The 26,999-nt window shown below is 50.2% G+C and carries 26 protein-coding genes and 1 tRNA gene; 14 read left to right on the top strand and 13 right to left on the bottom strand.

Features of this window, described 5'->3' with window-relative positions:
* Positions 1-19: 19 nt before the first annotated feature.
* The 5 genes from cbpM to HEM79_RS00435 form a co-directional block, all read right to left on the bottom strand.
* Complete coding sequence (gene cbpM / locus HEM79_RS00415) at positions 20-325, bottom strand: chaperone modulator CbpM (protein ID WP_105284912.1); 306 nt, start codon at positions 323-325, stop codon at positions 20-22.
* Complete coding sequence (gene cbpA / locus HEM79_RS00420) at positions 325-1,245, bottom strand: curved DNA-binding protein (protein ID WP_176241258.1); 921 nt, start codon at positions 1,243-1,245, stop codon at positions 325-327. The genes cbpM and cbpA overlap by 1 nt, the downstream gene beginning before the upstream one ends.
* A gap of 213 nt (positions 1,246-1,458) precedes the next feature.
* Complete coding sequence (locus HEM79_RS00425; protein WP_024192222.1) at positions 1,459-1,815, bottom strand: RidA family protein; 357 nt, start codon at positions 1,813-1,815, stop codon at positions 1,459-1,461.
* Positions 1,812-3,065, bottom strand: coding sequence for a D-amino acid dehydrogenase (locus HEM79_RS00430; RefSeq protein ID WP_176241257.1), 1,254 nt, complete (start codon positions 3,063-3,065; stop codon positions 1,812-1,814). The genes HEM79_RS00425 and HEM79_RS00430 overlap by 4 nt, the downstream gene beginning before the upstream one ends.
* 50 nt (positions 3,066-3,115) lie before the next feature.
* Positions 3,116-4,030, bottom strand: a complete 915-nt coding sequence (locus HEM79_RS00435) for a LysR family transcriptional regulator (protein ID WP_176241256.1) — start codon at positions 4,028-4,030, stop codon at positions 3,116-3,118.
* Between the two features lie 272 nt (positions 4,031-4,302).
* Here HEM79_RS00435 and HEM79_RS00440 point away from each other — a divergent pair, with 272 nt between their 5' ends.
* Both HEM79_RS00440 and agp read left to right on the top strand, forming a co-directional pair.
* The gene (locus tag HEM79_RS00440) at positions 4,303-5,736 is read left to right on the top strand and encodes a gluconate:proton symporter (RefSeq protein WP_176241255.1); all 1,434 of its coding nucleotides are present in this window, start codon (positions 4,303-4,305) and stop codon (positions 5,734-5,736) included.
* A 157-nt stretch (positions 5,737-5,893) separates the two neighbouring features.
* Complete coding sequence (gene agp, locus HEM79_RS00445) at positions 5,894-7,135, top strand: bifunctional glucose-1-phosphatase/inositol phosphatase (RefSeq protein WP_176241254.1); 1,242 nt, start codon at positions 5,894-5,896, stop codon at positions 7,133-7,135.
* A 37-nt stretch (positions 7,136-7,172) separates the two neighbouring features.
* Here the strand turns inward: agp and HEM79_RS00450 are convergent, their stop codons facing one another.
* Positions 7,173-7,400: a YccJ family protein gene (locus HEM79_RS00450; RefSeq protein ID WP_001143120.1), complete on the bottom strand. Its 228-nt coding sequence runs from the start codon at positions 7,398-7,400 to the stop codon at positions 7,173-7,175.
* 20 nt (positions 7,401-7,420) lie between these two features.
* Positions 7,421-8,017 (bottom strand): NAD(P)H:quinone oxidoreductase, encoded by a 597-nt coding sequence (gene wrbA, locus HEM79_RS00455; protein ID WP_001151442.1) that lies wholly within the window; start codon positions 8,015-8,017, stop codon positions 7,421-7,423.
* Between the two features lie 361 nt (positions 8,018-8,378).
* On the opposite strand from wrbA, the gene HEM79_RS00460 reads away from it, so the two are divergent.
* On the top strand, positions 8,379-8,552 hold the full coding sequence (locus HEM79_RS00460; protein ID WP_001273661.1) for a con-10 family general stress protein: 174 nt from the start codon (positions 8,379-8,381) through the stop codon (positions 8,550-8,552).
* Between the two features lie 221 nt (positions 8,553-8,773).
* Positions 8,774-9,412 (top strand): HTH-type transcriptional regulator RutR, encoded by a 639-nt coding sequence (rutR, locus tag HEM79_RS00465; protein WP_010344430.1) that lies wholly within the window; start codon positions 8,774-8,776, stop codon positions 9,410-9,412.
* Positions 9,413-9,451: 39 nt separating this feature from the next.
* Here rutR and putA read toward each other — a convergent pair whose 3' ends face one another.
* Positions 9,452-13,414, bottom strand: a complete 3,963-nt coding sequence (gene putA, locus HEM79_RS00470) for a trifunctional transcriptional regulator/proline dehydrogenase/L-glutamate gamma-semialdehyde dehydrogenase (RefSeq protein WP_176241253.1) — start codon at positions 13,412-13,414, stop codon at positions 9,452-9,454.
* A 57-nt stretch (positions 13,415-13,471) separates the two neighbouring features.
* Here putA and HEM79_RS00475 point away from each other — a divergent pair, with 57 nt between their 5' ends.
* The 6 genes from HEM79_RS00475 (at position 13,472) to phoH (ending at position 20,385) form a co-directional block, all read left to right on the top strand.
* Complete coding sequence (locus HEM79_RS00475; protein WP_183082697.1) at positions 13,472-13,678, top strand: hypothetical protein; 207 nt, start codon at positions 13,472-13,474, stop codon at positions 13,676-13,678.
* Positions 13,679-13,835: 157 nt separating this feature from the next.
* Positions 13,836-15,344, top strand: a complete 1,509-nt coding sequence (gene putP, locus HEM79_RS00480) for a sodium/proline symporter PutP (protein ID WP_001018481.1) — start codon at positions 13,836-13,838, stop codon at positions 15,342-15,344.
* A gap of 219 nt (positions 15,345-15,563) precedes the next feature.
* Entirely contained in the window at positions 15,564-16,394 is an 831-nt protein-coding gene (gene efeU / locus HEM79_RS00485) for an iron uptake transporter permease EfeU (RefSeq protein ID WP_000497943.1), read from the top strand.
* A 57-nt stretch (positions 16,395-16,451) separates the two neighbouring features.
* A complete protein-coding gene (gene efeO, locus HEM79_RS00490) occupies positions 16,452-17,579 on the top strand; it encodes an iron uptake system protein EfeO (protein WP_176241252.1) in 1,128 nt (375 codons plus the stop codon).
* Between the two features lie 5 nt (positions 17,580-17,584).
* Positions 17,585-18,856: an iron uptake transporter deferrochelatase/peroxidase subunit gene (gene efeB, locus HEM79_RS00495; RefSeq protein WP_176241251.1), complete on the top strand. Its 1,272-nt coding sequence runs from the start codon at positions 17,585-17,587 to the stop codon at positions 18,854-18,856.
* Positions 18,857-19,596: 740 nt separating this feature from the next.
* Positions 19,597-20,385 (top strand): phosphate starvation-inducible protein PhoH, encoded by a 789-nt coding sequence (gene phoH, locus HEM79_RS00500; protein ID WP_000533536.1) that lies wholly within the window; start codon positions 19,597-19,599, stop codon positions 20,383-20,385.
* 284 nt (positions 20,386-20,669) lie between these two features.
* Here phoH and HEM79_RS00505 read toward each other — a convergent pair.
* Positions 20,670-20,757: transfer RNA gene (locus HEM79_RS00505), tRNA-Ser, on the bottom strand.
* A gap of 233 nt (positions 20,758-20,990) precedes the next feature.
* On the opposite strand from HEM79_RS00505, the gene ghrA reads away from it, so the two are divergent.
* From ghrA to HEM79_RS00525, 4 genes are all read left to right on the top strand, one after another.
* Positions 20,991-21,929, top strand: coding sequence for a glyoxylate/hydroxypyruvate reductase GhrA (gene ghrA, locus HEM79_RS00510; RefSeq protein WP_176241250.1), 939 nt, complete (start codon positions 20,991-20,993; stop codon positions 21,927-21,929).
* A gap of 54 nt (positions 21,930-21,983) precedes the next feature.
* Positions 21,984-22,721, top strand: coding sequence for a phosphatase (locus tag HEM79_RS00515; protein ID WP_000283652.1), 738 nt, complete (start codon positions 21,984-21,986; stop codon positions 22,719-22,721).
* Between the two features lie 23 nt (positions 22,722-22,744).
* Positions 22,745-23,299: a molecular chaperone YcdY gene (ycdY, locus tag HEM79_RS00520; protein WP_001001896.1), complete on the top strand. Its 555-nt coding sequence runs from the start codon at positions 22,745-22,747 to the stop codon at positions 23,297-23,299.
* A 101-nt stretch (positions 23,300-23,400) separates the two neighbouring features.
* The gene (locus HEM79_RS00525; RefSeq protein WP_032147879.1) at positions 23,401-23,892 is read left to right on the top strand and encodes a DUF1097 domain-containing protein; all 492 of its coding nucleotides are present in this window, start codon (positions 23,401-23,403) and stop codon (positions 23,890-23,892) included.
* A 62-nt stretch (positions 23,893-23,954) separates the two neighbouring features.
* On the opposite strand, the gene csgG is transcribed toward HEM79_RS00525, so the two are convergent.
* Genes csgG through csgD form a run of 4 tightly spaced genes read right to left on the bottom strand, consistent with a single transcriptional unit; the run spans position 23,955 to position 26,300 of the window.
* On the bottom strand, positions 23,955-24,788 hold the full coding sequence (csgG, locus tag HEM79_RS00530) for a curli production assembly/transport protein CsgG (protein WP_001189336.1): 834 nt from the start codon (positions 24,786-24,788) through the stop codon (positions 23,955-23,957).
* A gap of 26 nt (positions 24,789-24,814) precedes the next feature.
* A complete protein-coding gene (gene csgF / locus HEM79_RS00535; protein WP_001264079.1) occupies positions 24,815-25,231 on the bottom strand; it encodes a curli production assembly/transport protein CsgF in 417 nt (138 codons plus the stop codon).
* Positions 25,232-25,255: 24 nt separating this feature from the next.
* On the bottom strand, positions 25,256-25,645 hold the full coding sequence (gene csgE, locus HEM79_RS00540; RefSeq protein ID WP_000833234.1) for a curli production assembly/transport protein CsgE: 390 nt from the start codon (positions 25,643-25,645) through the stop codon (positions 25,256-25,258).
* 4 nt (positions 25,646-25,649) lie between these two features.
* On the bottom strand, positions 25,650-26,300 hold the full coding sequence (gene csgD, locus HEM79_RS00545) for a biofilm master transcriptional regulator CsgD (RefSeq protein ID WP_000481491.1): 651 nt from the start codon (positions 26,298-26,300) through the stop codon (positions 25,650-25,652).
* Between the last annotated feature and the right edge of the window lie 699 nt (positions 26,301-26,999).

Consider the following 26,999-nt stretch of genomic DNA (forward strand, 5'->3'; position numbering starts at 1 on the left):
GTCGCATCAGGCAACAAACTCACGGATGAGCCACAAACCGGGAAAGCCGCTGGCGCAGCAGGCGGTTTTCCTGCCTCAGGTGCGCAATATCATCCATTAACGTCAGCGCCACCGCGATCCCCGGCCAGTCCAGCGCCAGCTCCTGACGCAGACGTACCGCGCGTTGCACCACAATGGCGGCATGGTCATCAAACACCCAGGTTGTTTCCTGGATCTCACGCGGTTCAACCACCCCCAAACCGACAATTTCATTCAACTCCTCTTCAGAGATGCCGGTATGCAGGCAAAATTCGGTAATGGTAAAAGTCACCGTAACATTAGCCATCATGCTTTCCCCCAATCTTTACGTGGATCAAAAGACGACTGGGCGTCTGCCAGTTGTTGCCACAGCGCGGTAGTGTTCTCATCCGGTTTCGGTGGCATGACGATTTTCAGCACTGCATACAGGTCGCCGGTCTGTTTTTTGCTCACCAGACCTTTGCCTTTAACGCGTAATCGTTGCCCGGCCTGACTGCCTGGCGGGATAGTCAGCAAAATGCTTTCTTTCAGTGTTGGTACAGTGACTTTTGCACCCAGTGCCGCTTCCCACGGGCTAACCGGCACCACAATTTCCAGATCCTGACCGACAATATCAAACAACGGATGCGGCGCAATATGAATCACCAGCCACAGGTCGCCATTTGGACCACCGTTTTCGCCCGGCGTCCCCTGGCCTTTCAGGCGGATGCGTTGACCATTGCCGACGCCCGCCGGGATCTTCACATTCAGCGTTTTGGGGATTTCCTGTTCGATCATGCCAAAGGCGTTATAAACCGGCAGGTTATAACTGATGGTACGTTTGTGCTCAGTAAGCGTTTCTTCAAGGAATACCGCCACTTCAATTTCAATATCGTGGCCGCGTGTGGCGGGGCGCTGGCGACTCTGGCGGGCATGTTGACCGAAAATTGACGAGAAGATATCGTCAAAATCTTCGGCGTTAAAACTCTGACCGTCGCCATGATGGAACTGGCGGTTAAATTGCGGATCGTTGCGATGCTGCCACATCTGATCATACTCAGCGCGACGTTGCTCATCACTCAATACTTCCCACGCTTCAGCGACCTCTTTGAAGCGGGCTTCGGCATCGGGTTCTTTACTGACATCGGGATGGTATTTACGGGCCAGTCGACGATAGGCGGTCTTGATTGTCTTGAGATCGTCCGTCGGTTTCACGCCCATGATGGCGTAATAATCCTTTAATTCCATAGCGTTATCTCGCGTAAATCAATACAGACAAAGGGAAACCCCTGACAAGGTATCAATGTTAAGTGTAGGGGAAATCAGAAAAAATCGTAGGCCAGAGACAACAACATAACTAAAAATGATATTTTCAGCCTGAATGTTGGCAGGTGAAAGAGGGGACGTTTAACCTTCAGGGATGCCCCATGACTATCTTGCCAGGGGGCAGAAAATGGGGACTTATCCCGCTTTTACCGCAGTGACCATCACTTCAACCAGAATCTCCGGGCGGGCCATCTCCGCTTGAACGGCAGCACGTGCCGGGCTATATCCTTCTGGCATCCAGCTAACCCATACGTCGTTGAACTCGGCAAAATCGCGGCTGATATCTTTTAACCATATCTGAGCGGACAAGAGATGAAATTTATCACTGCCAGCTTCAGCAAGTAATGCGTCGATTTTCTCCAGCACTTCGCGCGTTTGTTGCGCGATGGACGGAGTATTGCTCTTCGGTGTCTGACCGGAGAGAAAAACAAGATTGCCATATTCCACACTGGCAGCAAGACGCGGTTGTGGGTTATTACGTTTGATATTCAAGCTGATTGGCTCCATGTCAGTCCATCAAGTGAAATTGCAGGATCTTCGCCCGACAGCAGAGCGCCTAACACCACGGCACTACCCGCCGCCAGCGTAAAGCCCAGACTGCCCTGACCAAGATTCATCCATAGATTTTGATACTTCGTCCGTCCTAATAGTGGCGGACCCGCAGGGGTGGATGGACGCATACCCGTCCATAATTCGGCCTCATCAATACCTTGCAGTTGCGGAAAACTGGCAGCCACGATCTGTTTTAAGGCGCCAATGCGTTCAGGGCGCAGTTCAGTACCGTCATAGCCAATATCGACCATGGCGGCGATGCGCAACCGGTTACCGAGTCGGGCATAGACAATTTTATGACCATAGTCGGTGACACTGATTTGTGGTGCGATCCCCATTTTTTGTGGGAAGGGGAGCGTCAGACTGTAACCTTTCAGACCGCAGAGCGGTACGTGAGTCCCGGTTCCGGCAAGCAAATGCGTGCTGCCATTACCGGCGGCAACGACATAATCATCCGCAACCAGCGTTCCAGTGCGGGTGGTAATAGACTCAATGCGCTCACCTTTTTTGTTCAACTGCAAAACTTCGCAATCGGTCTGTAGCGAAAAATTCGCACTGGCATTAAGTTTGGCAAGTAATGCCTGACAGAACTTATAGCAATCCGCCGTTTCATCGCCGGGGGAGTAAATACCACCGCACAGGGAATGACCAATATGTTTTAGTGCTGGTTCAAGATGAACACACTCTTCGCGTGATAAAGCCTGTTGAAATTGCGGATCAATGCCTTTTGCTGCTTTGGCTAAATCTTGCTGGCGGCGATGAATAATCAGTTTTCCAGAACGGCACCAGTGAAAATCATCAAGATTATCCTCCAGCAGCCACTCTTCCATGACCTGACGACTTAACAGTGATAAGCGTAAAATATGGTCGCCATTGAGTTTATTTGTCCGGCTATTACAGGACATTAAAAACGCCAGCAACCAGCGCCACTGGCTAAATGACATGCGCAAACGCATATTCAGAGGGGAGTCACTTTTCCCCATCCACTTAAGCCCCTGCATCGGTACGCCTTTATCCGCCAGAGGAGCAACGTAGCGATAGCTGAGTTGCCCGCCATTAGCGAAACTGGTGGCGATACCTGCCTGACTGTTGCGTTCTAACAATTGCACCTGATGGCCCTGTTTTACCAGAACCCATGCTGTCGCCAGACCAATTACCCCGCCGCCAATAACTACAATGCGTTTTTTCATCACCTGAGATATCCACCGCTAATAAATGCGTTGGGGATATGTCAAAACATTTAGGCCTGAGGAGCAATTGACTTTTTATTTTCAGGGTATAACTCAAGGTTAATGGCTCGCAGTTGCTGACGTAATTGCTGACAGAGGAAATCGACAAATTTTTGTGTAATAGGACTAAGCGAAACATCGGCACGGCGTAGTAAGCAAAGATCAATTTTTATTGGTGGTTCGATGGGGTGAATTGTCTCTGCCGGGAGGTTATGACGGGCAGAGAAAATATCGGTAATACTGCATCCCATTCCTCGTTTTACAAATTCAGTCGCCATGTAATACGTCTGGACATTCAGGCGCGTCGTCAAAAAATCACGCCGTTTGGCTATTGCATCGGAAAGGGAATAGGGGCCGGGAGAAATCCAGCGTTGTTGGTCAATCTTGTCTATTTCTACCGCGCCCTGTCGATAGTCCCGGTCGATATAAACCAGCGGAACTTCGGCTATCAGCGTCGTCATAATCTCCCCCTGTTGAATCGGCTGTAGCGTCAGAGCCAGATCAATCTCGCGCAGATCAAGCTTTTTAACCAACGTTTCGGTGTGCTCTGTCGTCAGTGTCATTACCAGATTTGCATTCTGCTGGTAAAACGCGGTGACTATTTCTGGCACCAGACTTAACCCCAGACTTGGCAGGCATCCCAGGGCTATTTTGGCTCGCGGATCTCGCGTCAGGTTATCGGCCAGCAGTCGCAGGTTATCGAGTTCGTGATAAATCGACTGCGCTTTTTCAAAAAGTGTGATCGCTTCGCTGGTTGGAAGAAGCTTGCCACGAACTCGCTGAAAGAGCTGAAAACCGAGTTTTTGTTCAGCGTTTTTTAACGCTTTACTGGCGGCCGGCTGGGAAATATTCAGCGATTCCGCAGCCCGGGAAAGTGTCCCGCATGTCATCACGGCATAGAAGATTTCCAGGTGGCGCAGTTTCATTAAGAGTTAACCCAGAGTTATAGACGATAGATAAAAAGTCATTTCATGGTAACACCAAGTTAACATAAATTTAATCTGTAACGCCTGTTCTGGTAACAATGCGTTATTTGCCCACCTAAAGGGGTTAATTACGAACTCAGAATAATACCTGTAGTACCCGGACAAACCCTCAGTGCATTTTGCTAACAATAATAACGAGGGGGGATATTTTCTGAGCTGTCCAAATACATCGGCTGATATTGATGGTCGATTCGATGGGGTTAAGGAGTTATATGAGTGACTCAATGCTCGCTGGTGGTTCGCTAACCAGACAAAATATCACCAAAAAGAATGTCATTATTGGTTTACTGTTGGTTGTTTTTTTACTGACAGCGTTCTGGTGTCAGGGGCGTCCAGGTAATGAACTCGGACTGCTTGGTTTTACACCGCTGGTAGCGTTAGCGGCGCTCTCGTTGATAGGCGTCGATATTGTTCTGGCGGTTATTTCATCGATTATTATTGCGATGATCATGACCTCCACCGGCTTACCTGAAATGGGCACCATGCTGGCAAAATCGACGGGATCGTTTATCGCCACTGTAGGTCTGATCATTATGCTTGGTGCCGGTGTCGGGGAAGTTGCAACACGTACCGGAGCCGCCGTTGAACTGGTCAAATTTGTGGTACATCGTATCGGGCTTTCCAGCCAGACGCGGGTCAAATTTGGCATCGTTGTATCTTCCATTCTCATCTGTGGCGCGCTGGGCACTATGGCAGGCGGCAATGCCATTATTGTTGCGGTGATTATTCCTGTGGCGGCGGCAGTACGGCTGACGCCTCCCACGGTGGCTGCACTGATGATGACGGCAGGCTCAGTGGGATTGTTTACCGGGCCATTTACCCCCAGTACCGTGACGATTTTACAACTCGGCGGCCTGACTTATCCGCAATACCTGATGTACGTTGGATTACCAATGAGCGCCGTGACGTTATTCGCTGGCTGGATCATGGCCGGGCGAATTCAGAAGATGACGGAAGGAAAATTACACTACGAAGTGGATCTCTCTGAGAAAACTCAGGAAGAAGAGGAACCCGCCCGCGTTCGTCGTCGCAAGCTCAGCGCGCTGGCATTTGCCGCAACCATTATTGTTATGGCGGTTATCGGTGTAGTGATAAAAGCAGGTTTTAGTTTTGCCATTATCGTGATGTTACTGGTGGCTTTGATCACCGGACTGGTGGGAGGATTAAGCCCTGCCGGGATACTGCAGGCGCTGTATAAGGGGTGTGGCAGACTGGTGTGGATGTTTCTGCTCTACTGGCTGTATAACCCGATTCTGGAACTTATGGATAGCCTGCAGGCGTATCAGGGGTTGCTCGAATACACCCAACCTCTGTTAACCGGGATATCACCGGCATGGCTTTGCTTCTGTATTTTTGCTTTTAACATTATTGGTCATGTGCCAGGTGCCGCTGTTGCTCAGATGACCTTTACGCACAAAATATTTGGTCCGATGTTGATGGCTGCGGGAGTGCCGCCACAGGGGACAACGGCGGTATTGTTAGCCTCATCGCAAGTGGACTGGTTTGGGCCTTTCCCTTCATCGGATATGTTTGGTCAAATGGGGCTGGCACAATCAACTCACCTGAAATATATGCTTTATAACGGTTGGACCATTGTCATTGCCAATATCATTCTTTTTGCCGTGCTGTTTCAGATATTAGTTTAATGATACAAACCAGGCGATAGCGCAGCGACTGTCCGCTATCGCCTGGTGCTCTGCAAGTTTCCCGCCTCGTTATCTGCTAATTTGCGAACCTGTTCCCGGAAAAAAGTCATATTTCTGTCACACTCTTTAATCATTGATAACAAAAGAGGTGTGAGGAATGAAAAAAACGCTAATCGCCACAGCCGTGGCAGGGATGGCTTTGCTTTCTTCAAATGCTCAGGCACAGGCTGTACCGGAAGGCTATCAGCTACAGCAAGTGCTGATGATGAGTCGCCATAACTTACGTGCGCCGCTGGCAAATAATGGCAGTGTGCTTGAGCAGTCGACGCCGAATAAATGGCCGGAATGGGATGTTCCTGGCGGGCAGCTCACCACTAAAGGTGGCGTGCTGGAAGTGTATATGGGGCATTACATGCGTGAGTGGCTGGCAGAGCAGGGGATGGTAAAGTCGGGTGAATGCCCGCCGCCGGACACCGTTTATGCTTACGCAAACAGCCTGCAACGTACCGTCGCTACCGCGCAGTTCTTTATTACTGGTGCATTCCCTGGATGTGATATTCCTGTTCATCACCAGGAAAAAATGGGCACCATGGATCCAACCTTTAACCCGGTAATCACCGATGATTCCGCCGCATTCAGTGAGCAGGCGGTGGCGGCAATGGAGAAAGAGTTCAGCAAACTACAACTGATGGACAGCTATCAGCTACTGGAAAAAATCGTTAACTATAAAGACTCTCCAGCCTGTAAAGAGAAGCAGCAATGTTCGCTGGTGGATGGCAAAAATACTTTTAGTGCGAAGTATCAACAAGAGCCGGGCGTTTCTGGACCGTTGAAAGTCGGCAACTCGCTGGTGGATGCTTTCACTTTGCAATACTACGAAGGTTTCCCGATGGATCAGGTGGCGTGGGGGGAAATTAAATCTGACCAACAGTGGAAGGTGTTGTCGAAGCTGAAAAACGGCTACCAGGACAGCCTGTTTACCTCACCGGAAGTAGCGCGCAATGTTGCGAAACCGCTGGTCAGTTATATCGACAAAGCCCTGGTCACCGATCGCGCCAGCGCACCGAAAATCACTGTGTTGGTAGGGCATGACTCTAATATTGCCTCGCTGCTCACCGCGCTGGATTTTAAACCCTATCAGTTGCATGACCAGAACGAACGCACGCCAATTGGCGGCAAAATCGTTTTCCAGCGTTGGCATGACAGCAAAGCCAATCGTGATTTGATGAAAATCGAGTATGTATACCAGAGCGCGGAACAGTTGCGTAATGCCGACGCGTTAACGTTGCAGGCTCCGGCTCAGCGGGTGACGCTGGAATTAACCGGTTGCCCGATAGACGCTAATGGTTTTTGTCCGATGGATAAGTTTGATAGCGTGTTGAACGAGGCGGTGAAATAACAGAAAACTCCCCCGCCAGCTGCGGGGGAGTCACTGGTTAAACGTTTTTACGTTCGATGGTCTGTTCGCCCCAAAAAAGCGAATCTTTATCGGTTTTGGCAAAGGCTTTGACTAACACTTCATCGCTACCTTCTTCCCAAATTTTTTCCGCCATTTTCTCATCGTATCCGGCGACTTCAAAAATGGCCTCGGCTATTTCCGGCGACGTATTGCGCAGAGATGCCCATTCACCCACGTGATGAGCTTTCGCTTCTTGAGTTGGCATGTGTATCCTCCTGTTGAAGATTAGCCATTAAGTTTGACTGCCAGACCAGCAACATATTCCCCCTGGTAACGTGCGATAGACAACTCTTCCTGACTGGGCTGGCGCGAACCGTCACCGCCTGCAATGGTGGTCGCGCCATAAGGCGTTCCGCCGCGAACCTGCGAGACGTCAAATAACTCTTGTGCTGCGTAGCCAATAGGGACAATCACCATGCCGTGATGTGCAAGGGTCGTCCAGGTTGAAGTGATAGTCTGTTCCTGACCGCCGCCGGTGCCGGTCGAACTAAAGACGCTTGCCAGTTTGCCGTACAGAGCGCCGGAAGCCCACAGGCCGCCAGTCTGATCCAGGAAAGTACGCATCTGGCCTGACATATTGCCAAAACGGGTTGGTGTACCAAAAATAATCGCGTCGTAATCGGCCAGTTCTTGCGGGGTTGCAACGGGCGCAGTTTGCGTTTTACCGCCTGCTTTTTCGAATAATTGCGGCTGCATGGTTTCCGGTACACGCTTAACGACAACTTCTGCGCCATCGACTTTGCTTGCGCCTTCGGCGACAGCTCGTGCCATCGTTTCGATATGTCCGTACATGGAATAATAAAGCACCAGAACTTTAGCCATTTCTAACCACTCCTCGTGTTATCTCTATTCCGTAGCGATTCGCTACCACTCATTTAAAGATAAGACGTCCTATTCAGAGTGCAAATTTCACAACCACTTATTTGATTTATAACAATTTTCACAAGCATGTAATTTTGTCGCAAAATGATACATTTTTATCCCATAGTGTTTTTTTAATCATAAGAGCGGCTTATGGCTGATTACCGGAAATGATATCTATTCTCGCTAAGAAGCTGTTGCAGGATATTACCAAACGCAGGCTTACCCGCGTCAGTTCACTAAGCTTAGTCCCACGTAGCGAAAATATGGCACCCGCCATACGCCGCGTTAATCCTGGGCACTATGATGACGGAGGTCAGTAATGGCAAACCATCGAGGCGGTTCCGGCAATTTTGCAGAAGACCGCGAAAGAGCATCAGAAGCAGGTAAAAAAGGTGGACAGCACAGCGGGGGGAATTTCAAAAATGACCCGCAGCGCGCATCTGAAGCTGGAAAAAAAGGGGGCAAAAGCAGTCACGGCAAAAGCAACAACTAGCCGGGCTACTCCATGACGAATGCGTTTTGTCTGACGCACGTCATTACGCCACTGCCGCCGGTAATTCCGGCGGTTTTTCGTTCTGGTACTCTTCTTAATATCCTCGTGTTAATACCTTTCTCGCTCATTCCACCATTATTCATTTGTACCGTGAATATTGATGGTCGAGGCATCTTGCTGATTTTGCTATCCTGTTGCCAGTCTACAAGAGGGGTGAGCGCATGACACAAGGCGCAGTGAAAACAACGGGTAAACGTTCGCGCGCAGTGAGCGCGAAGAAAAAAGCGATTCTTGGTGCGGCGCTGGACACTTTTTCACAATTCGGTTTTCACGGCACAAGGCTGGAACAGATCGCAGAGTTGGCGGGCGTGTCAAAAACCAATCTGCTGTATTACTTTCCGTCAAAAGAGGCGCTGTATATTGCCGTGCTGCGGCAAATTCTCGATATCTGGCTGGCACCGTTAAAAGCGTTTCGTGAAGATTTTGCCCCGCTGGCGGCGATCAAAGAGTACATCCGTCTGAAGCTGGAAGTCTCACGCGATTATCCGCAGGCTTCGCGCCTGTTCTGTATGGAGATGCTGGCAGGCGCGCCGCTGTTAATGGATGAACTGACGGGCGATTTGAAGGCGTTAATTGATGAGAAATCGGCGCTGATTGCCGGTTGGGTCAAAAGCGGCAAACTCGCGCCGATTGACCCGCAGCATCTGATTTTTATGATTTGGGCTTCCACTCAACATTACGCCGATTTCGCCCCTCAGGTGGAGGCGGTGACAGGCGCGACGTTGCGCGATGAGGTATTTTTCAATCAAACGGTTGAGAACGTGCAGCGGATTATTATTGAAGGGATTCGACCACGTTAATGATGCCGGAGGAAGTTGCAACATCCTCCGGCAAGCTCTTTAACCGATCGTCATTAAACTGGCGTTACCGCCAGCGGCAGCGGTATTTACACTCAGCGAACGTTCGATATACAGCCGTTCCAGCAGGATATTGCTTTCGCCACGGGCAAAACCCTGCACCGAAACAATTGCGCCATCCCGCGCGGCAACCGCTTCACACAGTGCACGAAGCTGATCCGAATCACCGTGGAAGATCACCGCATCAAACGGTTGAGCGGTAATATTTTCCGCTTTCGCCAGTTGAATACGTTCGCTGACTGCCGATGGCAATGCCTTCACTAGCTGACGATGCAGCGCGTCATCCGTCCACAGCACCTGACTGCCAACGGCCAACACGGCGGCAAGCTGAGTTAATGCATCCTGTTCATCATCGGCAATACACAACACGCGCTCACGCGGCAGCAGTGTCCAGGTATTACGTTCACCCGTCGGTCCAGGCAGCAATTGCTGTGTTCCTGCCTGCGCCAGCTCACCATATTGCGCACATAACGTCTGCAATTCTGGACGATTTGCTGCCCATTCCCGCAGTGCATTTAGCGGCTGAGTCAATGCGGCTTTCAACTGCGCATCGACCGGATACTCTGCATCCTGACGCGCGAGCGTCACTGCCAGCGCACTTTCCGGGCGATTCGCCAGCAGACGGTAGAGATAGAGCGGACCGCCTGCTTTCGGCCCAGTACCGGACAACCCTTCGCCGCCGAACGGCTGCACACCCACCACTGCGCCCACCATATTACGGTTAACATACAGGTTACCAACATGGGCCGAGCCAGTGACCTGGGCAATGGTTTCATCAATACGCGTATGGACACCAAGTGTCAGACCATAACCGGAAGCGTTAATCTGCTCGATCAGCTCCGGCAATTGATTACGGTTGTAGCGCACCACATGCAGCACCGGACCAAAGACCTCTTTTTGCAATTCGGCAAAGTCATCCAGTTCGATCAGCGTCGGAGCAACAAAAGTGCCGCTTTGCCATTCACGGGCATCTTCGCTGTTTTCCCGCACCGCCTGGAACACCGGACGGCCTTTGCCGCGCATAGTCTGAATATGGCGCTCAATATTGGTTTTCGCTTCGCTATCAATTACCGGCCCGATATCGGTGGTCAGGCGACCCGGATTACCCATCCGGCACTCAGCCATTGCGCCGCGCAGCATTTTCAGCGTGTGGTCGGCAATTTCATCTTGCAGGCACAGCATACGCAGCGCCGAACAACGCTGACCTGCACTGTCGAACGCCGAGGCCAGTACATCTATGACTACTTGTTCAGTCAGAGCGGAGGAATCGACAATCATCGCGTTCATACCGCCGGTTTCAGCAATAAGCGGAATAGGACGACCCTGAGCGTCCAGGCGGCTGGCGATATTGCGTTGCAGTAACGTGGCGACTTCGGTTGAACCGGTAAACATCACCCCGCGCACGCGATCATCACCCGTCAGTTGTGCGCCCACGGTTTCACCCTGTCCTGGTAGCAACTGCACCACGCCCGGCGGTACACCGGCTTCCAGTAAAATAGAGATGCCTTGCGCGGCAATCAGCGGCGTTTGTTCTGCCGGTTTTGCCAGTACGCTGTTACCTGCCGCCAGTGCGGCGGCGATCTGCCCGGTGAAAATCGCCAGCGGGAAGTTCCACGGGCTAATACACACCACTGGCCCTAATGGACGATGAGTTTCGTTAGCGAAATCGTCCCGCACCTGTCCGGCGTAGTAGTGGAGAAAATCGACAGCTTCGCGCACTTCGGCGATGGCGTTACTGAAGGTTTTCCCGGCTTCACGCACCAGAATACCAATCAGTTGCTGCATCTGGCTTTCCATCAGCACGGCAGCTCGATGCAAAATCGCCGCGCGTTCAGCCGGAGGAGTGGCAAACCAGATTGGCGCATTATTAACCGCATTTTCCAGTGCCTGTTCCACTTCACGCGGCGAGGCTTCACGCACATAGCCCACAATATCTTTCGGTTCCGCAGGGTTAATAACGGGTGACATCTCACCTGCAGCTACCGGCTGTTCCAGCATTGGCAAGGCTTGCCATTTTTGCAGTGCGCTGTTGAGCAGGGCAGAGGAGAGCGATGCCAGACGGTGTTCGTTGGCAAGATCTAACCCCGCCGAGTTGTCGCGCCCCTGACCGTAAAGATCGCGCGGTAGCGGAATTTTCGGATGCGGTAATCCTGTTTGCCCTTCCTGTTGCGCCAATTTTTCTACAGCAGTGACCGGATCGGCAACCAGTTCATCCAGCGGCAAAGAGGTATCGGCAATACGGTTAACAAACGATGTGTTGGCACCGTTTTCCAGCAGGCGACGCACCAGATACGCCAGCAGCGTTTCATGCGTACCGACCGGCGCGTAAATACGACACGGGCGGTTAAGTTTGCCGTCGGCAACTTTCCCGGTGACCTGCTCATACAGTGGCTCGCCCATGCCGTGCAGGCACTGGAACTCGTACTGACCAGGATAATAGTTCTGCCCTGCCAGTTGATAAATCGCCGCCAGCGTATGGGCGTTGTGCGTCGCGAACTGCGGATAAATTAAATTCGGCACCGCCAGCAGCTTTTTAGCACAGGCGAGATAAGAAACGTCGGTATACACCTTGCGGGTATAAACCGGATAACCTTCAAGGCCGTCCATCTGCGCACGCTTGATTTCGCTGTCCCAGTACGCGCCTTTCACCAGGCGAATCATCAGACGGCGACGGCTGCGGGTAGCGAGATCAATCAGGTAATCAATTACCAGCGGGCAGCGTTTTTGATAAGCCTGAATAACAAAACCGATGCCGTTCCAGCCTGCCAGTTCAGGCTCGAAACAGAGTTTTTCCAGCAAATCGAGGGAGATCTCCAGACGATCGGCCTCTTCGGCGTCAATGTTGATACCAATATCGTACTGACGCGCCAGCAGGGTTAATGATTTCAGACGTGGGTAAAGCTCGTCCATTACCCGGTCATACTGGGCGCGGCTGTAACGCGGATGCAGCGCCGACAGCTTGATTGAAATGCCCGGCCCTTCATAGATGCCACGACCGTTGGATGCTTTACCAATGGCGTGAATCGCCTGCTGATAGGACACCATATACGCCTGCGCATCTGCGGCGGTCAGCGCGGCTTCGCCGAGCATATCGTAAGAGTAACGGAAACCTTTCTCTTCCAGCTTGCGGGCATTAGCTAACGCTTCCGCGATGGTCTCACCAGTGACAAACTGTTCGCCCATCAGGCGCATCGCCATATCTACACCTTTGCGGATCAGCGGTTCACCGCTCTTACCGATAATGCGATTTAGCGAACGGGAGAGGCTGGCTTCGTTATGGGTAGAAACCAGTTTGCCGGTAAACAGCAGCCCCCAGGTGGCGGCATTAACAAACAAAGACGGGCTACGACCAATGTGTGACTGCCAGTTACCATTGCTGATTTTGTCGCGAATTAACGCATCACGGGTGGCTTTGTCGGGAATACGCAACAACGCTTCCGCCAGACACATCAGCGCCACGCCTTCCTGCGATGACAGCGAAAACTCCTGCAATAATCCCTGAACCATGCCTGCGCGACCACTGGCGTTTTTTTGATTACGCAGTTTATCGGCCAGTTGATATGCCAGTTTGTGCGCCTGTTCCGCAATCGGCTGCGGCAGACGAGCTTGTTCCAGCAGCATAGAAACCGCTTCGGTTTCCGGGCGGCGATAGGCAGCGGTGATGGCAGCACGGGAAACTGACTGCGGCAAAATTTGCTCGGCAAAGTCGAGGAATGGCTGGTGTGGTTCCTCTGCCGGAGTCGGTGCTTCATCGCTCTCATTGGCAGCGCCAGAAAGCAGCGCAGGCAGCTCCGGCAGGGTATCGCTGTTCTCCAGTTGTTCAAGATAAGAAAAAATCGCCTGCTTAATTAACCAGTGTGGCGTGCGATCGATACGTGTCGCGGCTGACTTAATACGCTCACGCGTCGAGTCGTCCAGCTTAACCCCCATGGTGGTGGTTCCCATGCCATTACTCCTGTTGTTCTGAAAGGTGCAACTTAACGTTATTGTGAAATATCCATTATGTTGCAACTTTGTGCAACCATGTTAAATGTGACTTACGTAGCAAGCTTAAAAATGAATGAAATGTTAATAAAAGAAATCGATATGACAGGGAATAAAAAATTAACGCAGACTTTTTCTCTGCGGCAGTTAACATTTTTGAAAGGTGCAACCGCAAAAAATGTGAGGGAATGCAACCTGATGAAAAATAGTATCGCTGGGCACTAAAATTTAATGTAAATGATGTGTTAAATCGATTGTGAATAACCACCGCTTCCGGCAGGATACGGTCGCCCTGGTAAACATAAACTCTGTTACCCCGTTCCGGTGGCAGATATAACGGCAAGTTTCGACATTGCCGATAATAATTTTTTGGAGACTTTAGATGGCTATTAGCACACCGATGTTGGTGACATTTTGTGTCTATATCTTTGGCATGATATTGATTGGGTTTATCGCCTGGCGATCAACTAAAAACTTTGACGACTATATTCTGGGTGGTCGCAGCCTTGGGCCGTTTGTGACGGCGTTATCGGCGGGTGCGTCGGATATGAGCGGCTGGCTGTTAATGGGACTGCCAGGCGCAGTGTTTCTTTCCGGGATTTCCGAAAGCTGGATCGCTATTGGCCTGACATTAGGCGCATGGATTAACTGGAAACTGGTGGCCGGGCGGTTGCGTGTGCATACCGAATACAACAATAACGCCTTAACCCTGCCGGATTATTTCACCGGGCGCTTTGAAGATAAAAGCCGTATTTTGCGTATTATCTCCGCGCTGGTTATTTTGCTGTTCTTCACCATTTATTGCGCTTCGGGCATTGTGGCAGGCGCGCGTCTGTTTGAAAGCACCTTTGGCATGAGCTACGAAACGGCTCTGTGGGCAGGTGCAGCGGCGACCATCCTTTATACCTTTATTGGCGGCTTCCTCGCGGTGAGCTGGACCGATACCGTACAGGCCAGCCTGATGATTTTTGCCCTGATCCTGACGCCGGTTATTGTCATTATCAGCGTCGGTGGTTTTGGCGATTCGCTGGAAGTGATCAAACAAAAGAGCATTGAAAACGTTGATATGCTCAAAGGGTTGAACTTTGTCGCCATTATCTCGCTGATGGGCTGGGGGCTGGGTTACTTCGGGCAGCCGCATATTCTGGCGCGTTTTATGGCGGCGGATTCTCACCACAGCATCGTCCATGCGCGTCGTATCAGTATGACCTGGATGATCCTCTGCCTCGCTGGGGCGGTGGCTGTCGGCTTCTTTGGGATTGCTTACTTTAATGATCATCCTGCGGTAGCAGGTGCGGTAAACCAGAACGCTGAACGCGTGTTTATCGAACTGGCGCAAATTCTGTTTAACCCGTGGATTGCCGGGATCCTGCTGTCGGCGATTCTGGCTGCGGTGATGTCAACGTTAAGCTGTCAGTTGCTGGTATGTTCCAGTGCGATTACCGAAGATCTGTACAAAGCATTTCTGCGTAAACATGCCAGCCAGAAAGAACTGGTGTGGGTAGGGCGTGTTATGGTGCTGGTGGTGGCGCTGGTGGCCATTGCGTTGGCAGCGAACCCGGAAAACCGCGTGCTGGGGCTGGTGAGCTACGCGTGGGCAGGCTTTGGCGCGGCGTTTGGTCCGGTGGTGCTGTTCTCGGTGATGTGGTCACGCATGACGCGCAACGGCGCGCTGGCGGGGATGATCATCGGTGCGCTGACGGTTATCGTCTGGAAACAGTTCGGCTGGCTGGGTCTGTACGAAATTATTCCGGGCTTTATCTTCGGCAGCATTGGGATTGTGGTGTTTAGTTTGCTGGGTAAAGCGCCGTCAGCGGCGATGCAAAAACGCTTTGCCGAAGCAGATGCGCACTATCATTCGGCGCCGCCGTCACGGTTGCAGGAAGGTTAAGGGAAGGCGTTTTACCGAAAATTCCACGTCATAATGGGAAGCAGACAGAGGGCAATCAGTGATTGCCCTCTGTGTTTTCTCTCAAAATATTTTTACATTTCCTCATCATTATCACTACATTCCGCTTGTGTTTTTCTTCACCGTAATGATAATCGCTATCACTGCGATTTACTTTTCTTTGCATAGATTGACTCAGAAAAACGTTTAAGGGTGGGTGGCATGTTTGTTCCGTTTCTCATTATGTTGCGCGAAGGACTTGAAGCCGCGCTGATTGTCAGTTTGATTGCCAGCTATCTTAAGCGTACCCAGCGAGGCCGATGGATTGGTGTCATGTGGATTGGTGTGTTGCTTGCCGCTGCGTTGTGCCTGGGTTTGGGTATCTTCATTAATGAGACCACCGGCGAATTTCCGCAAAAAGAGCAGGAGCTGTTTGAAGGTATCGTGGCAGTGATCGCCGTGGTGATCCTCACCTGGATGGTTTTCTGGATGCGCAAGGTGTCGCGCAACGTCAAAGTGCAACTGGAGCAGGCGGTCGACAGCGCATTGCAGCGCGGGAATCATCACGGCTGGGCGCTGGTGATGATGGTCTTTTTTGCCGTTGCACGGGAAGGGCTGGAGTCGGTCTTTTTCCTGCTGGCGGCATTTCAACAAGATGTCGGGATTTGGCCGCCGCTGGGTGCAATGCTCGGTCTTGCTACTGCCGTGGTGCTTGGTTTCCTGCTCTACTGGGGCGGTATTCGCCTCAATCTTGGCGCATTTTTCAAATGGACCAGCCTGTTTATTCTCTTCGTCGCCGCAGGGCTGGCAGCAGGTGCCATTCGCGCATTTCATGAAGCCGGATTGTGGAACCACTTTCAGGAAATTGCCTTCGATATGAGCGCGGTGCTCTCAACTCACTCGCTGTTCGGCACGCTGATGGAAGGTATTTTTGGTTATCAGGAAGCGCCGAGCGTCAGCGAAGTCGCCGTCTGGTTTATTTATCTCATCCCGGCGCTGGTGGCGTTTGCTCTGCCGCCACGTGCAGGAACGACAGCGTCTCGCTCCGCGTAACAAATACGACGCAAACTCTTGCTTAGTTACAACATACTTTAAAGGGATAGTCTCGTCATGACCATTAACTTCCGCCGTAGCGCACTGCAATTAAGCGTGGCTGCGCTGTTCTCTTCTGCTTTTATGGCAAATGCCGCTGATGTTCCGCAGGTCAAAGTGACCGTGACGGATAAGCAGTGCGAACCAATGACTATTACGGTTAACGCCGGGAAAACGCAGTTTATCATTCAGAACCACAGTCAGAAGGCGCTGGAGTGGGAGATCCTCAAAGGCGTGATGGTGGTGGAAGAGCGGGAAAATATCGCCCCTGGTTTTAGCCAAAAAATGACGGCGAATTTACAGCCTGGTGAATACGATATGACCTGCGGTCTGCTGACTAACCCGAAAGGGAAGTTGATCGTCAAAGGCGAGGCGACGGCGGATGCGGCGCAAAGTGATGCACTGTTAAGCCTCGGCGGTGCAATTACCGCATATAAGACGTATGTCATGGCGGAAACTACGCAGCTGGTGACCGACACTAAAGCCTTTACCGACGCCATTAAAGCGGGCGATATCGAAAAAGCGAAAGCACTGTATGCGCCGACGCGCCAGCACTATGAGCGCATTGAACCGATCGCTGAACTGTTCTCCGATCTGGATGGCAGCATTGACGCCCGTGAGGATGATTACGAGCAAAAAGCCGCCGACCCAAAATTCACCGGTTTCCACCGTCTGGAAAAAGCCTTGTTTGGCGACAACACCACCAAAGGAATGGATCAGTACGCTGACCAGCTTTATACCGATGTGGTTGATTTGCAAAAGCGCATCAGTGAACTGGCTTTCCCACCTTCAAAAGTGGTCGGCGGAGCAGCGGGACTGATTGAGGAAGTGGCAGCCAGCAAAATCAGCGGTGAAGAAGATCGTTACAGCCACACCGATCTGTGGGACTTCCAGGCCAACGTTGAAGGCTCGCAGAAAATTGTCGATCTGCTGCGTCCACAATTGCAAAAAGCTAACCCGGAACTGCTGGCAAAAGTCGATACCAACTTCAAAAAGGTCGATACCATTCTGGCGAAATACCGTACCAAAGACGGTTTTGAAACTTACGACAAGCTGACCGATGCTGACCGTAATGCGCTAAAAGGCCCGATTACCGCGCTGGCGGAAGATCTGGCGCAACTTCGCGGTGTGCTGGGGCTGGACTAAGCGTTATGCAGTATGAAGATGAAAACGGCGTGAATGAACCGTCACGCCGACGTTTACTGAAAGGGATTGGCGCGCTGGCGCTGGCGGGGAGTTGCCCGGTCGCTCATGCACAAAAAACGCAAAGTGCGCCGGGTACGCTTTCACCGGATGCGCGCAATGAGAAACAGCCGTTTTATGGCGAACATCAGGCGGGGATTGTGACGCCACAGCAGGCCGCAATGATGCTGGTGGCGTTTGATGTGCTTGCCAGCAATAAAGCTGAACTTGAACGATTGTTTCGCTTGTTGACTCAGCGTTTTGCTTTTCTGACTCAGGGCGGAACGGCACCAGAAACGCCAAATCCGCGCCTGCCGCCACTCGATTCCGGCATTCTCGGCGGCTACATTGCGCCTGATAATCTCACCATCACGTTGTCAGTTGGTCACTCGTTGTTTGATGAACGGTTTGGTCTTGCGCCACAGATGCCGAAAAAGTTGCAGAAGATGACGCGTTTCCCCAACGACTCGCTTGATGCAGCGTTATGTCATGGAGATGTGTTGCTACAGATTTGCGCCAATACCCAGGACACGGTGATCCATGCGCTGCGCGATATTATTAAACACACGCCAGATTTGCTCAGCGTGCGCTGGAAGCGGGAAGGGTTTATTTCCGATCATGCGGCGCGTAGTAAAGGCAAAGAGACGCCGATTAATTTGCTGGGCTTTAAAGACGGCACTGCTAATCCCGACAGCCATAATGCGAAGTTGATGCAAAAAGTGGTGTGGGTCACGGCAGATCAGCAGGAACCTGCCTGGGCTATCGGTGGTAGCTACCAGGCGGTGCGGTTGATTCAGTTTCGGGTGGAGTTTTGGGACAGAACGCCACTGAAAGAACAGCAGACGATTTTTGGTCGTGATAAGCAAACCGGTGCTCCGCTGGGAATGCAGCACGAGCATGATGTGCCCGATTACGCCAGCGATCCTGAAGGGAAGGTGATTGCGCTGGATAGCCATATCCGGCTGGCGAATCCACGCACGCCAGAGAGTGAGTCCAGCCTGATGTTGCGCCGTGGCTACAGTTATTCACTGGGCGTCACCAACTCCGGGCAACTGGATATGGGGCTACTGTTCGTTTGCTACCAACACGATCTGGAAAAGGGCTTTCTGACAGTACAAAAAAGACTGAATGGCGAGGCGCTGGAGGAATACGTCAAACCTATCGGTGGCGGTTATTTCTTTACATTGCCAGGGGTGAAGGACGCGAACGATTATCTCGGAAGTGCATTATTGCGGGTTTAATGTTTTTAGGCGGATAGGCGTTTACGCCGCATCCGACGTTCGTGCGCTGATGCCTGATGCGACGCTTGCGCGTCTTATCATGCCTACAATCGGTGGCGGATCGGTAGGCGGATAAGGCGTTTAGCCGCATTCGGCATTCGTGCGCTGGTGCCTGATGCGATGCTGGCGCATCTTATCAGGCCTACAATCGGTGGCGGATCGGTAGGCAGGATAAGGCGTTCACGCCGCATCCGGTAAGCACAAGGCACATTTTACCAGCACCGCGAATCCTGCTGAAAGCACACAGCTTTTTCCATCACTGTCATCACTCTGTCATCTTTCCAGTAGAAACTAATGTCATCAAAATGGTGGTTTATGGTTAAATATAAGTAAACTTATTGTTGCAATAAAGGCAAAAACTGTTGTACTTATTAAGTAACAGCGGTAGTTCCCGGCAGTGATAGTCAGTCACTATGGAGATCGCGGATGGTAACGTCCTGTACTGGACAATGTTTTGTTAAGCAACGTTTCACCACTCGCGGAGATTTCTCCTCCGGTAGTCACCTCGTCACTCTGTATTTTTACCCACTTCCTTTCTTTATTCGTGTTACCGACGCCTTTAACGGTGCGCGTAGCCGTTTTCGGTGTTATCTCCAAAAGCAAACTATGGCTTACAAGGAAGCCAACCCTCTGATGTTCGTGCGCATAATCGCGCTGCCAACGGCGCGTGTGATGAATACAAACAACTCAAGGTGCTCTCCATGGGAAGACAAAAAGCAGTGATCAAAGCTCGTCGCGAGGCAAAACGTGTGCTGAGACGGGATTCGCGCAGCCATAAACAGCGTGAAGAAGAATCGGTCACCTCGCTTGTGCAGATGAGCGGCGTAGAAGCCATTGGCATGGCTCGCGACAGTCGTGATACCTCGCCAATCCTCGCGCGAAATGAAGCGCAATTGCACTATCTGAAGGCTATTGAGAGTAAGCAACTGATATTCGCCACGGGCGAAGCCGGGTGTGGTAAAACCTGGATCAGTGCGGCAAAAGCGGCAGAAGCCCTGATACATAAGGATGTAGACAGGATTATCGTCACCCGTCCGGTTCTGCAAGCCGATGAAGATCTCGGCTTCTTACCTGGAGATATCGCAGAAAAGTTTGCTCCTTATTTTCGTCCGGTCTACGACGTGCTGGTCCGGCGGTTGGGCGCTTCCTTTATGCAGTACTGCCTGCGACCGGAGATAGGGAAGGTCGAAATCGCGCCGTTCGCCTATATGCGTGGACGTACCTTTGAAAATGCAGTCGTCATCCTTGATGAGGCGCAGAATGTGACTGCCGCGCAAATGAAAATGTTTTTAACCCGCCTCGGGGAGAACGTGACGGTTATTGTTAACGGAGATATTACACAGTGCGATTTACCTCGCGGTGTGCGCTCCGGATTAAGTGACGCGCTGGAACGTTTCGAAGAAGATGAAATGGTCGGGATTGTCCGATTCGGTAAAGAGGATTGCGTACGTTCGGCACTTTGCCAACGTACACTACATGCCTATAGTTGAGATTTTTAATGGTACAGAGCTCTGTCGTGGAGTGCACCCCAAAAGTTGGACACTCAGCTGAGTAAGGTGCAGTCCACTTTCATACGAGCTCTTCTCAAAATATGGCGGTGAGGGGGGGGATTGACTCGCTTCGCTCGCCCTGCGGGCAGTCCACTCACTGCGTTCGCGGACTGTCCAACTGGCTGTCGCCAGTTGTCGAACCCCGGTCGGGGTTTCTCATCCCCCGGTGTTGTGCAATATGCGAAAAAAAAGCCCGTACTTTCGTACGAGCTCTTCTTAAGAGATGGCGGTGAGGGGGGGATTCGAACCCCCGATACGTTGCCGTATACACACTTTCCAGGCGTGCTCCTTCAGCCACTCGGACACCTCACCAAATTGTCGTTCCTGTCTTGCTGGAACGGGCGCTAATTTAGGGAAATCACGGCCTGAGGTCAACAAACTTTTTAAAAAAATAGCGCGTTTATTCAAACTTCAATCAATCTGCAACTTTAATAAGCAAAGTTTGCTTTTTTTACCACCAGCAGTGGATTTGTTATGCTGAGGAGCTTTGTAGATCATAATGATAAGCGCGGGTAAATTCCGCAAAACCGCTTTCGGGAGTCAGTATGGATATCATTTTTTATCATCCTGTGTTCGATACCGCCTGGTGGATTGATGCGCTGGGTAAAGCTATTCCTCAGGCCAGAGTCAGAGCATGGAAAACCGGTGATAATCATCCTGCGGATTATGTTTTGGTCTGGCACCCACCTGTTGAAATGCTGGCAGGTCGTGATCTTAAGGCCGTGTTCGCATTAGGTGCCGGCGTTGATTCGATTTTGAGTAAATTACAGACATACCCTGAAATGCTGAAACCGTCTATTCCACTTTTTCGCCTGGAAGATACGGGTATGGGCGAGCAAATGCAGGAATATGCTGTCAGTCAGGTGCTCCATTGGTTCAGACGTTTTGACGATTATCGAGCGCAGCAAAATACTTCGCTTTGGCAACCTCTGCCTGAGTATCAACGGGAAGATTTTACTATCGGCATCCTGGGGGCCGGTGTATTGGGCAGTAAAGTCGCACAGAGCTTGCAGACCTGGCGTTTTCCACTGCGTTGCTGGAGCCGTAGCCATAAAAGCTGGCCCGGCGTACAAAGTTTTGCCGGAACTGAAGAGTTAGGCAAATTTTTGAGCCAATGCCGTGTATTAATTAATTTATTACCGAATACGCCTGAAACCGTCGGCATCATTAATCAACAATTATTAGAAAAATTACCGGATGGCGCATATCTCCTCAACCTGGCGCGTGGCGTTCATGTGGTGGAAGATGACCTGCTCGCGGCGCTGGATAGCGGTAAAGTTAAAGCGGCGATGCTGGATGTTTTTAATCGTGAACCTTTACCGCCGGAAAGCCCGCTCTGGCAACATCCACGCGTGACAATAACACCACATGTCGCAGCCATTACCCGATCCGTTGAAGCAGTGGAGTACATTGCACACGCCATTACACAACTCGAAAAAGGGAAGACGGTCAGCGGACAAGTCGACCGTGTACGAGGCTACTAATAAACCATACGGATTCCTGCTATCCTTGGCGGGAATTGAATACAGGAGAGAGTTATGTATCCCGTCGACCTTCATATGCATACCGTTGCCAGTACACATGCATATAGCACATTAAGTGATTACATTGCCCAGGCCAAACAGAAAGGCATTAAACTTTTTGCGATCACCGATCATGGCCCTGATATGGAAGATGCACCGCATCACTGGCACTTTATTAATATGCGTATCTGGCCACGAGTCGTCGATGGGGTGGGGATCCTGCGTGGCATCGAAGCCAATATCAAAAATATTGATGGTGAAATTGACTGCAGCGGCAAAATGTTTGACTCGCTGGATCTGATTATTGCTGGTTTTCATGAACCGGTTTTTGCGCCGCATGATGAAGCTACGAATACTCAGGCCATGATTGCCGCGATGGCGAGTGGGCATGTGCACGTGGTTAGCCATCCCGGAAATCCACGATATCCAATTGATTTTAAAGCTGTTGCTGAAGCTGCTGCTAAGTATCAGGTGGCGCTGGAAATCAATAACTCCTCATTCTTACATTCGCGTAAGGGCAGTGAAGATAACTGCCGTGCGGTTGCCGCTGCGGTGCGCGATGCCGGAGGTTGGGTCGCGTTAGGATCGGATTCTCATACCGCTTTTACCATGGGCGATTTTGAAGAATGCCGTAAGATCCTCGACGCAGTGGATTTTCCGGAAGAGAGAATATTGAATGTTTCGCCACGCCGTTTGCTGAATTTCCTTGAATCTCGCGGTATGGCGCCGATTGCGGAATTTGCTGATCTTTAATTGCTATTAACGGAAATAAATTAATGAACGAGTTTTCTATCCTGTGTCGTGTGCTGGGTTCGCTCTATTACCGTCAACCGCAGGATCCTTTACTGGTTCCGCTGTTTACCTTAATTCGTGAAGGGAAACTGGCGGCGAACTGGCCGCTGGAACAGGATGAATTGCTGGCGCGTTTGCAGAAAAGCTGTGATATGGCGCAAGTTTCTGCCGATTACAATGCATTATTCGTCGGTGATGAATGCGCAGTTTCACCTTATCGCAGCACCTGGGTTGAGGGAGCCACAGAAGCGGAAGTCCGTACTTTCCTTTCTGAACGCGGGATGCCGTTAGCGGATACGCCAGCCGATCACATTGGTACTTTGCTGCTGGCCGCTTCCTGGCTGGAAGATCAGTCAACAGAGGATGAAAGCGAAGCTCTGGAAACACTGTTTAGCGAGTATCTGTTGCCCTGGTGCGGCGCATTTCTCGGAAAAGTAGAGGCTCATGCGACTACACCTTTCTGGCGCACCATGGCACCGCTGACCCGCGATGCAATCAGCGCAATGTGGGATGAACTTGAGGAAGAATCAGAGGAATAAATGTGACCTGAGTCACTCATTACTGCAATCTATATATAGCCGTTGCATAAAATGTGTGCTCGATCTCATTCATAGTCGCGTTTTCTGCTATTATGCGCGGCATGAACATACTTCTCTCTATTGCAATCACAACAGGCATTCTCTCCGGTATCTGGGGCTGGGTGGCTGTTTCCCTTGGCTTACTTAGCTGGGCAGGTTTCCTGGGCTGCACGGCCTACTTTGCCTGTCCGCAAGGTGGGCTAAAAGGGCTGGCTATTTCCGCTGCAACACTGCTTAGCGGCGTGGTGTGGGCGATGGTTATTATTTACGGCAGTGCTCTGGCACCACATCTGGAAATTCTCGGTTATGTCATAACCGGTATTGTCGCTTTTCTGATGTGCATTCAGGCGAAACAGGTATTGTTGTCGTTTGTTCCGGGGACGTTTATTGGCGCATGTGCGACGTTTGCCGGGCAAGGGAACTGGAAGCTGGTACTACCTTCGCTGGCGCTTGGGCTGGTGTTTGGTTACGCAATGAAAAACAGCGGTCTTTGGCTGGCGGCGCGCAGTGCTAAGTCCGCTCACCGTGAGCAACAAGTCAAAAATAAAGCGTGAGGAGCACTCACGCTTTAGATTGAATCGTAAAGGGCCGGAATAAACTCCGGCTTTTTTATGTATCAGGATTCCGGTGGTACTGATAAGTGACGGTATTTCACCAGAATGTCATTCTGCCGCTCTGATTTATTCTGCAAATCCCACAAGCCACGGTCGATGCCGTCGTTAATCAGGAAGATAACGCCTGTTTCGATGGCGGACATTAGACAGAGCATAACCGGTTCGTTAGAGGTATAACCCACTTCCCCTTCCAGTAACCGCTGGTAGTCAATAAAGCGGAAGACACCCGCCTGGACTTCATAGGAAAGGATCGTCTTACTGGTGTTCACCGAAGAGAGGATCTCACCGGTACTCACATTGACGACGCGCAGGTTCACGGCAATCTGATCAAGTTGGTATTGCGTATCTGCACCAATACCAAAATATCTCGCCCCAACACCGCCCGATTTGACGTTGCTTTCATAACCAATAATAGAGCCTTCAACCATGATATTGGCTGCGGTCAACGATTGAAGCGGGATTCGGTTGTTTACCGCGACAGTGCCGTTTTCCTGTGCCGCACGAATAATCTTGCGTTCGTTGAGCAGGTTTTGTAAGCCCTGACGTTCCAGCGGTATAAACCAGCGAGAATCTTTCAATGCCGTGACCAGCATCGCGGTGGCGCTTTGCGGAACAGCAGTGGAGAAGTTACTCGCCGGGTAGGGTTTAAATTGCCCGGTTTCGTCCTGAATGTTGTATACCGAAACAAAGATCTTACCCGTTGGCGCTGGCAGGTGGGTCAAATCTTTGTAGCTCTGGGCACGAGGCATTAATGTCGGTCTGGCGGCTTCTTTAGGTGGGGCGGTTAAGCATCCGCTCAGCAACATGACGGCAACCAAAACAAATAAGCGCTGCATGATTATTTTCCTTATGAAGCTGGGGCTTAAAAATCGGTTGAGTTATTTTGTAAACCCGAAACCTGGATGGTCGAGGTTTGTCCTGTCTTGCGATCCGTCACATTCAACTGCAATTGACCATCGCGGTTGGCAATATCAACAATATATTCATTGGTCACCATTCTTCCTGGCTGACCCGTATTAATATTTGTCAGCAACCCACCTAAAATTTGGGACTGGATGGCTTGAGTAAAGTTATCTAACGCCGATGGCGTTTCAATACCAAAGTCATCGTCATAGCTCGGATCTTTATACGAGTTCTGCGCCTGGGCACTATTTAATAAAAAAGCGCCGTTATTCGGGTTACCACCAAAGTTTGGATTGCGGAACTGGAAAGTCATATTTCCTGCCCAACTTAATGGTGAAATAAGCATGAGTAGAACTACTGCATGTTTGACACGCATTGCAGCCTCCGAACAAATTTTTATTTAAAATTCATCATGCGCCAAATCGCCCGTACTCAATAACGCCTGATTTATCTGGCGACGATTTAGTGCTTCTTCAGTTTGAATCAGTGCAAAGACAACAGTTTTCTCGAAGTCTCTTTTCAATGGGAATAAAAATGTCTGGAAAATAACGTCCTGATTCACCGTTATTGTGATCCAGCTTCCCCATCGTGCACTGGGTCTTTCATTAATTGTTAAGTTACCGGTGTAGTCACTTTCCCATTTATCACTAAAGGCACGGTAAAAATCATGGCCAATAGAGGAAACAGTATGGTCAGTTAACAATCCCGGTACTTCTACTTCAACGGCGTGAACATTTCCCGCAGCGAAGAGAAGTTCTACTGCTACAATCCAGCATAAATAACGTTTCATGGCTTTATCGCCTGAGGTTATCGTTTGCCCATGAGACCGCTTGTGTTCGGTTTTTAACTGCTATCTTTTTGAAAAGATTATAAAGATGCGTTTTTACCGTGTTTTCGCTGATGAACAGCGAACGAGCAATCTCGTTATTGGAGGCGCCGATACGCAGCTTATTAAGGATCTCTTTTTCCCTATGAGTAAGGAGGGCTGATTCCGTGCTGTTATAACGATAGTTACCGGAATGTGTAATCAAGTAACTGGCAAGCTTTTGCGTAAAGTAGCATTCACCACGTAAGACGCCTTGCAACCCATTGACTACGCGTTCTTGATCCTCCATGGCGTAAAAAACACCATTGATATGCGGCCAGTTTTCAATGTCGCGGTACGGGTAATCATCTGGAGTATTTAACAACAGCGTTTTAATGTTGTTGTGTTTTCTGCTTAATGTATCCTGCCAGTAATGAATGAGCTTTTTATCTGCTTCCATCATATCCAACAGAATAATGCAGCCAGAAGATATATCGTCCAGAGAACGTTGAATATTATGCAGTTTTCCTGTGATTGCCAGCGATTGTTTTAAATGCTGCAATAACGCGGTCGCCTGCAAAGAAGGTTTAGTGATCAACAGTAATGTATGACCATGAATACTATGGACTTCATTAAACATGATGAAACCCCGCTTTTTTTATTAATCGCACACCTGACAGCTGCCTTTATAAAATAGAGGCACCAGAAGTACTGACAGATGTTGCACTGCTGTGTGTAGTAATAAATCAACCCTAAATGGGTAAAATATAAAACTAATGGATTACATCTGATTTCAATCTAGCCATTACAAATCTTAAATCAAGTGTTAAGCGTGTAACAAAATGTAAGCTGGAATTTTAAAATGTTAACGCAGCGTGGTTGTGGAGTTTAGAATTGATAGAAAAGTTGTACATATGGCTTTTATTGCACAATTTTAAAAAGTCATACAAATGACGCTAAGTCTATAATTATGCATATAAAAATTATTTCCACATAGTTCTTTTGTCGTGTGAAAATTTCTTACTTTCGCTGATGTTGCCCTTGGACAAATTTTTGCCGTAAAAAGACGCTGTTTGTCACGGCTTGTCAAACAGACATATCGACGTAATCTTCGCGAATCATGAAGGAAGGCCGACAGTTGATTTTTTGCTGTCAAAAAACGGTACTTTAAAAGAAAACAAAATAATTTTTGCGTAAATAACAGCGTATTTGCGGGAGTTTTAATACTTTGGTATGAACAAAAAAAGCAAAATACAACGCGCGGGTGAGTTATTAAAAATATTTCCGCAGACATACTTTCCATCGTAACGCAGCGTTAACAAAAAACGGTTTGCGTTAA

Source organism: Escherichia sp. 93.0816 (genome assembly GCF_013368855.2).
Lineage (GTDB): Bacteria > Pseudomonadota > Gammaproteobacteria > Enterobacterales > Enterobacteriaceae > Escherichia > Escherichia ruysiae.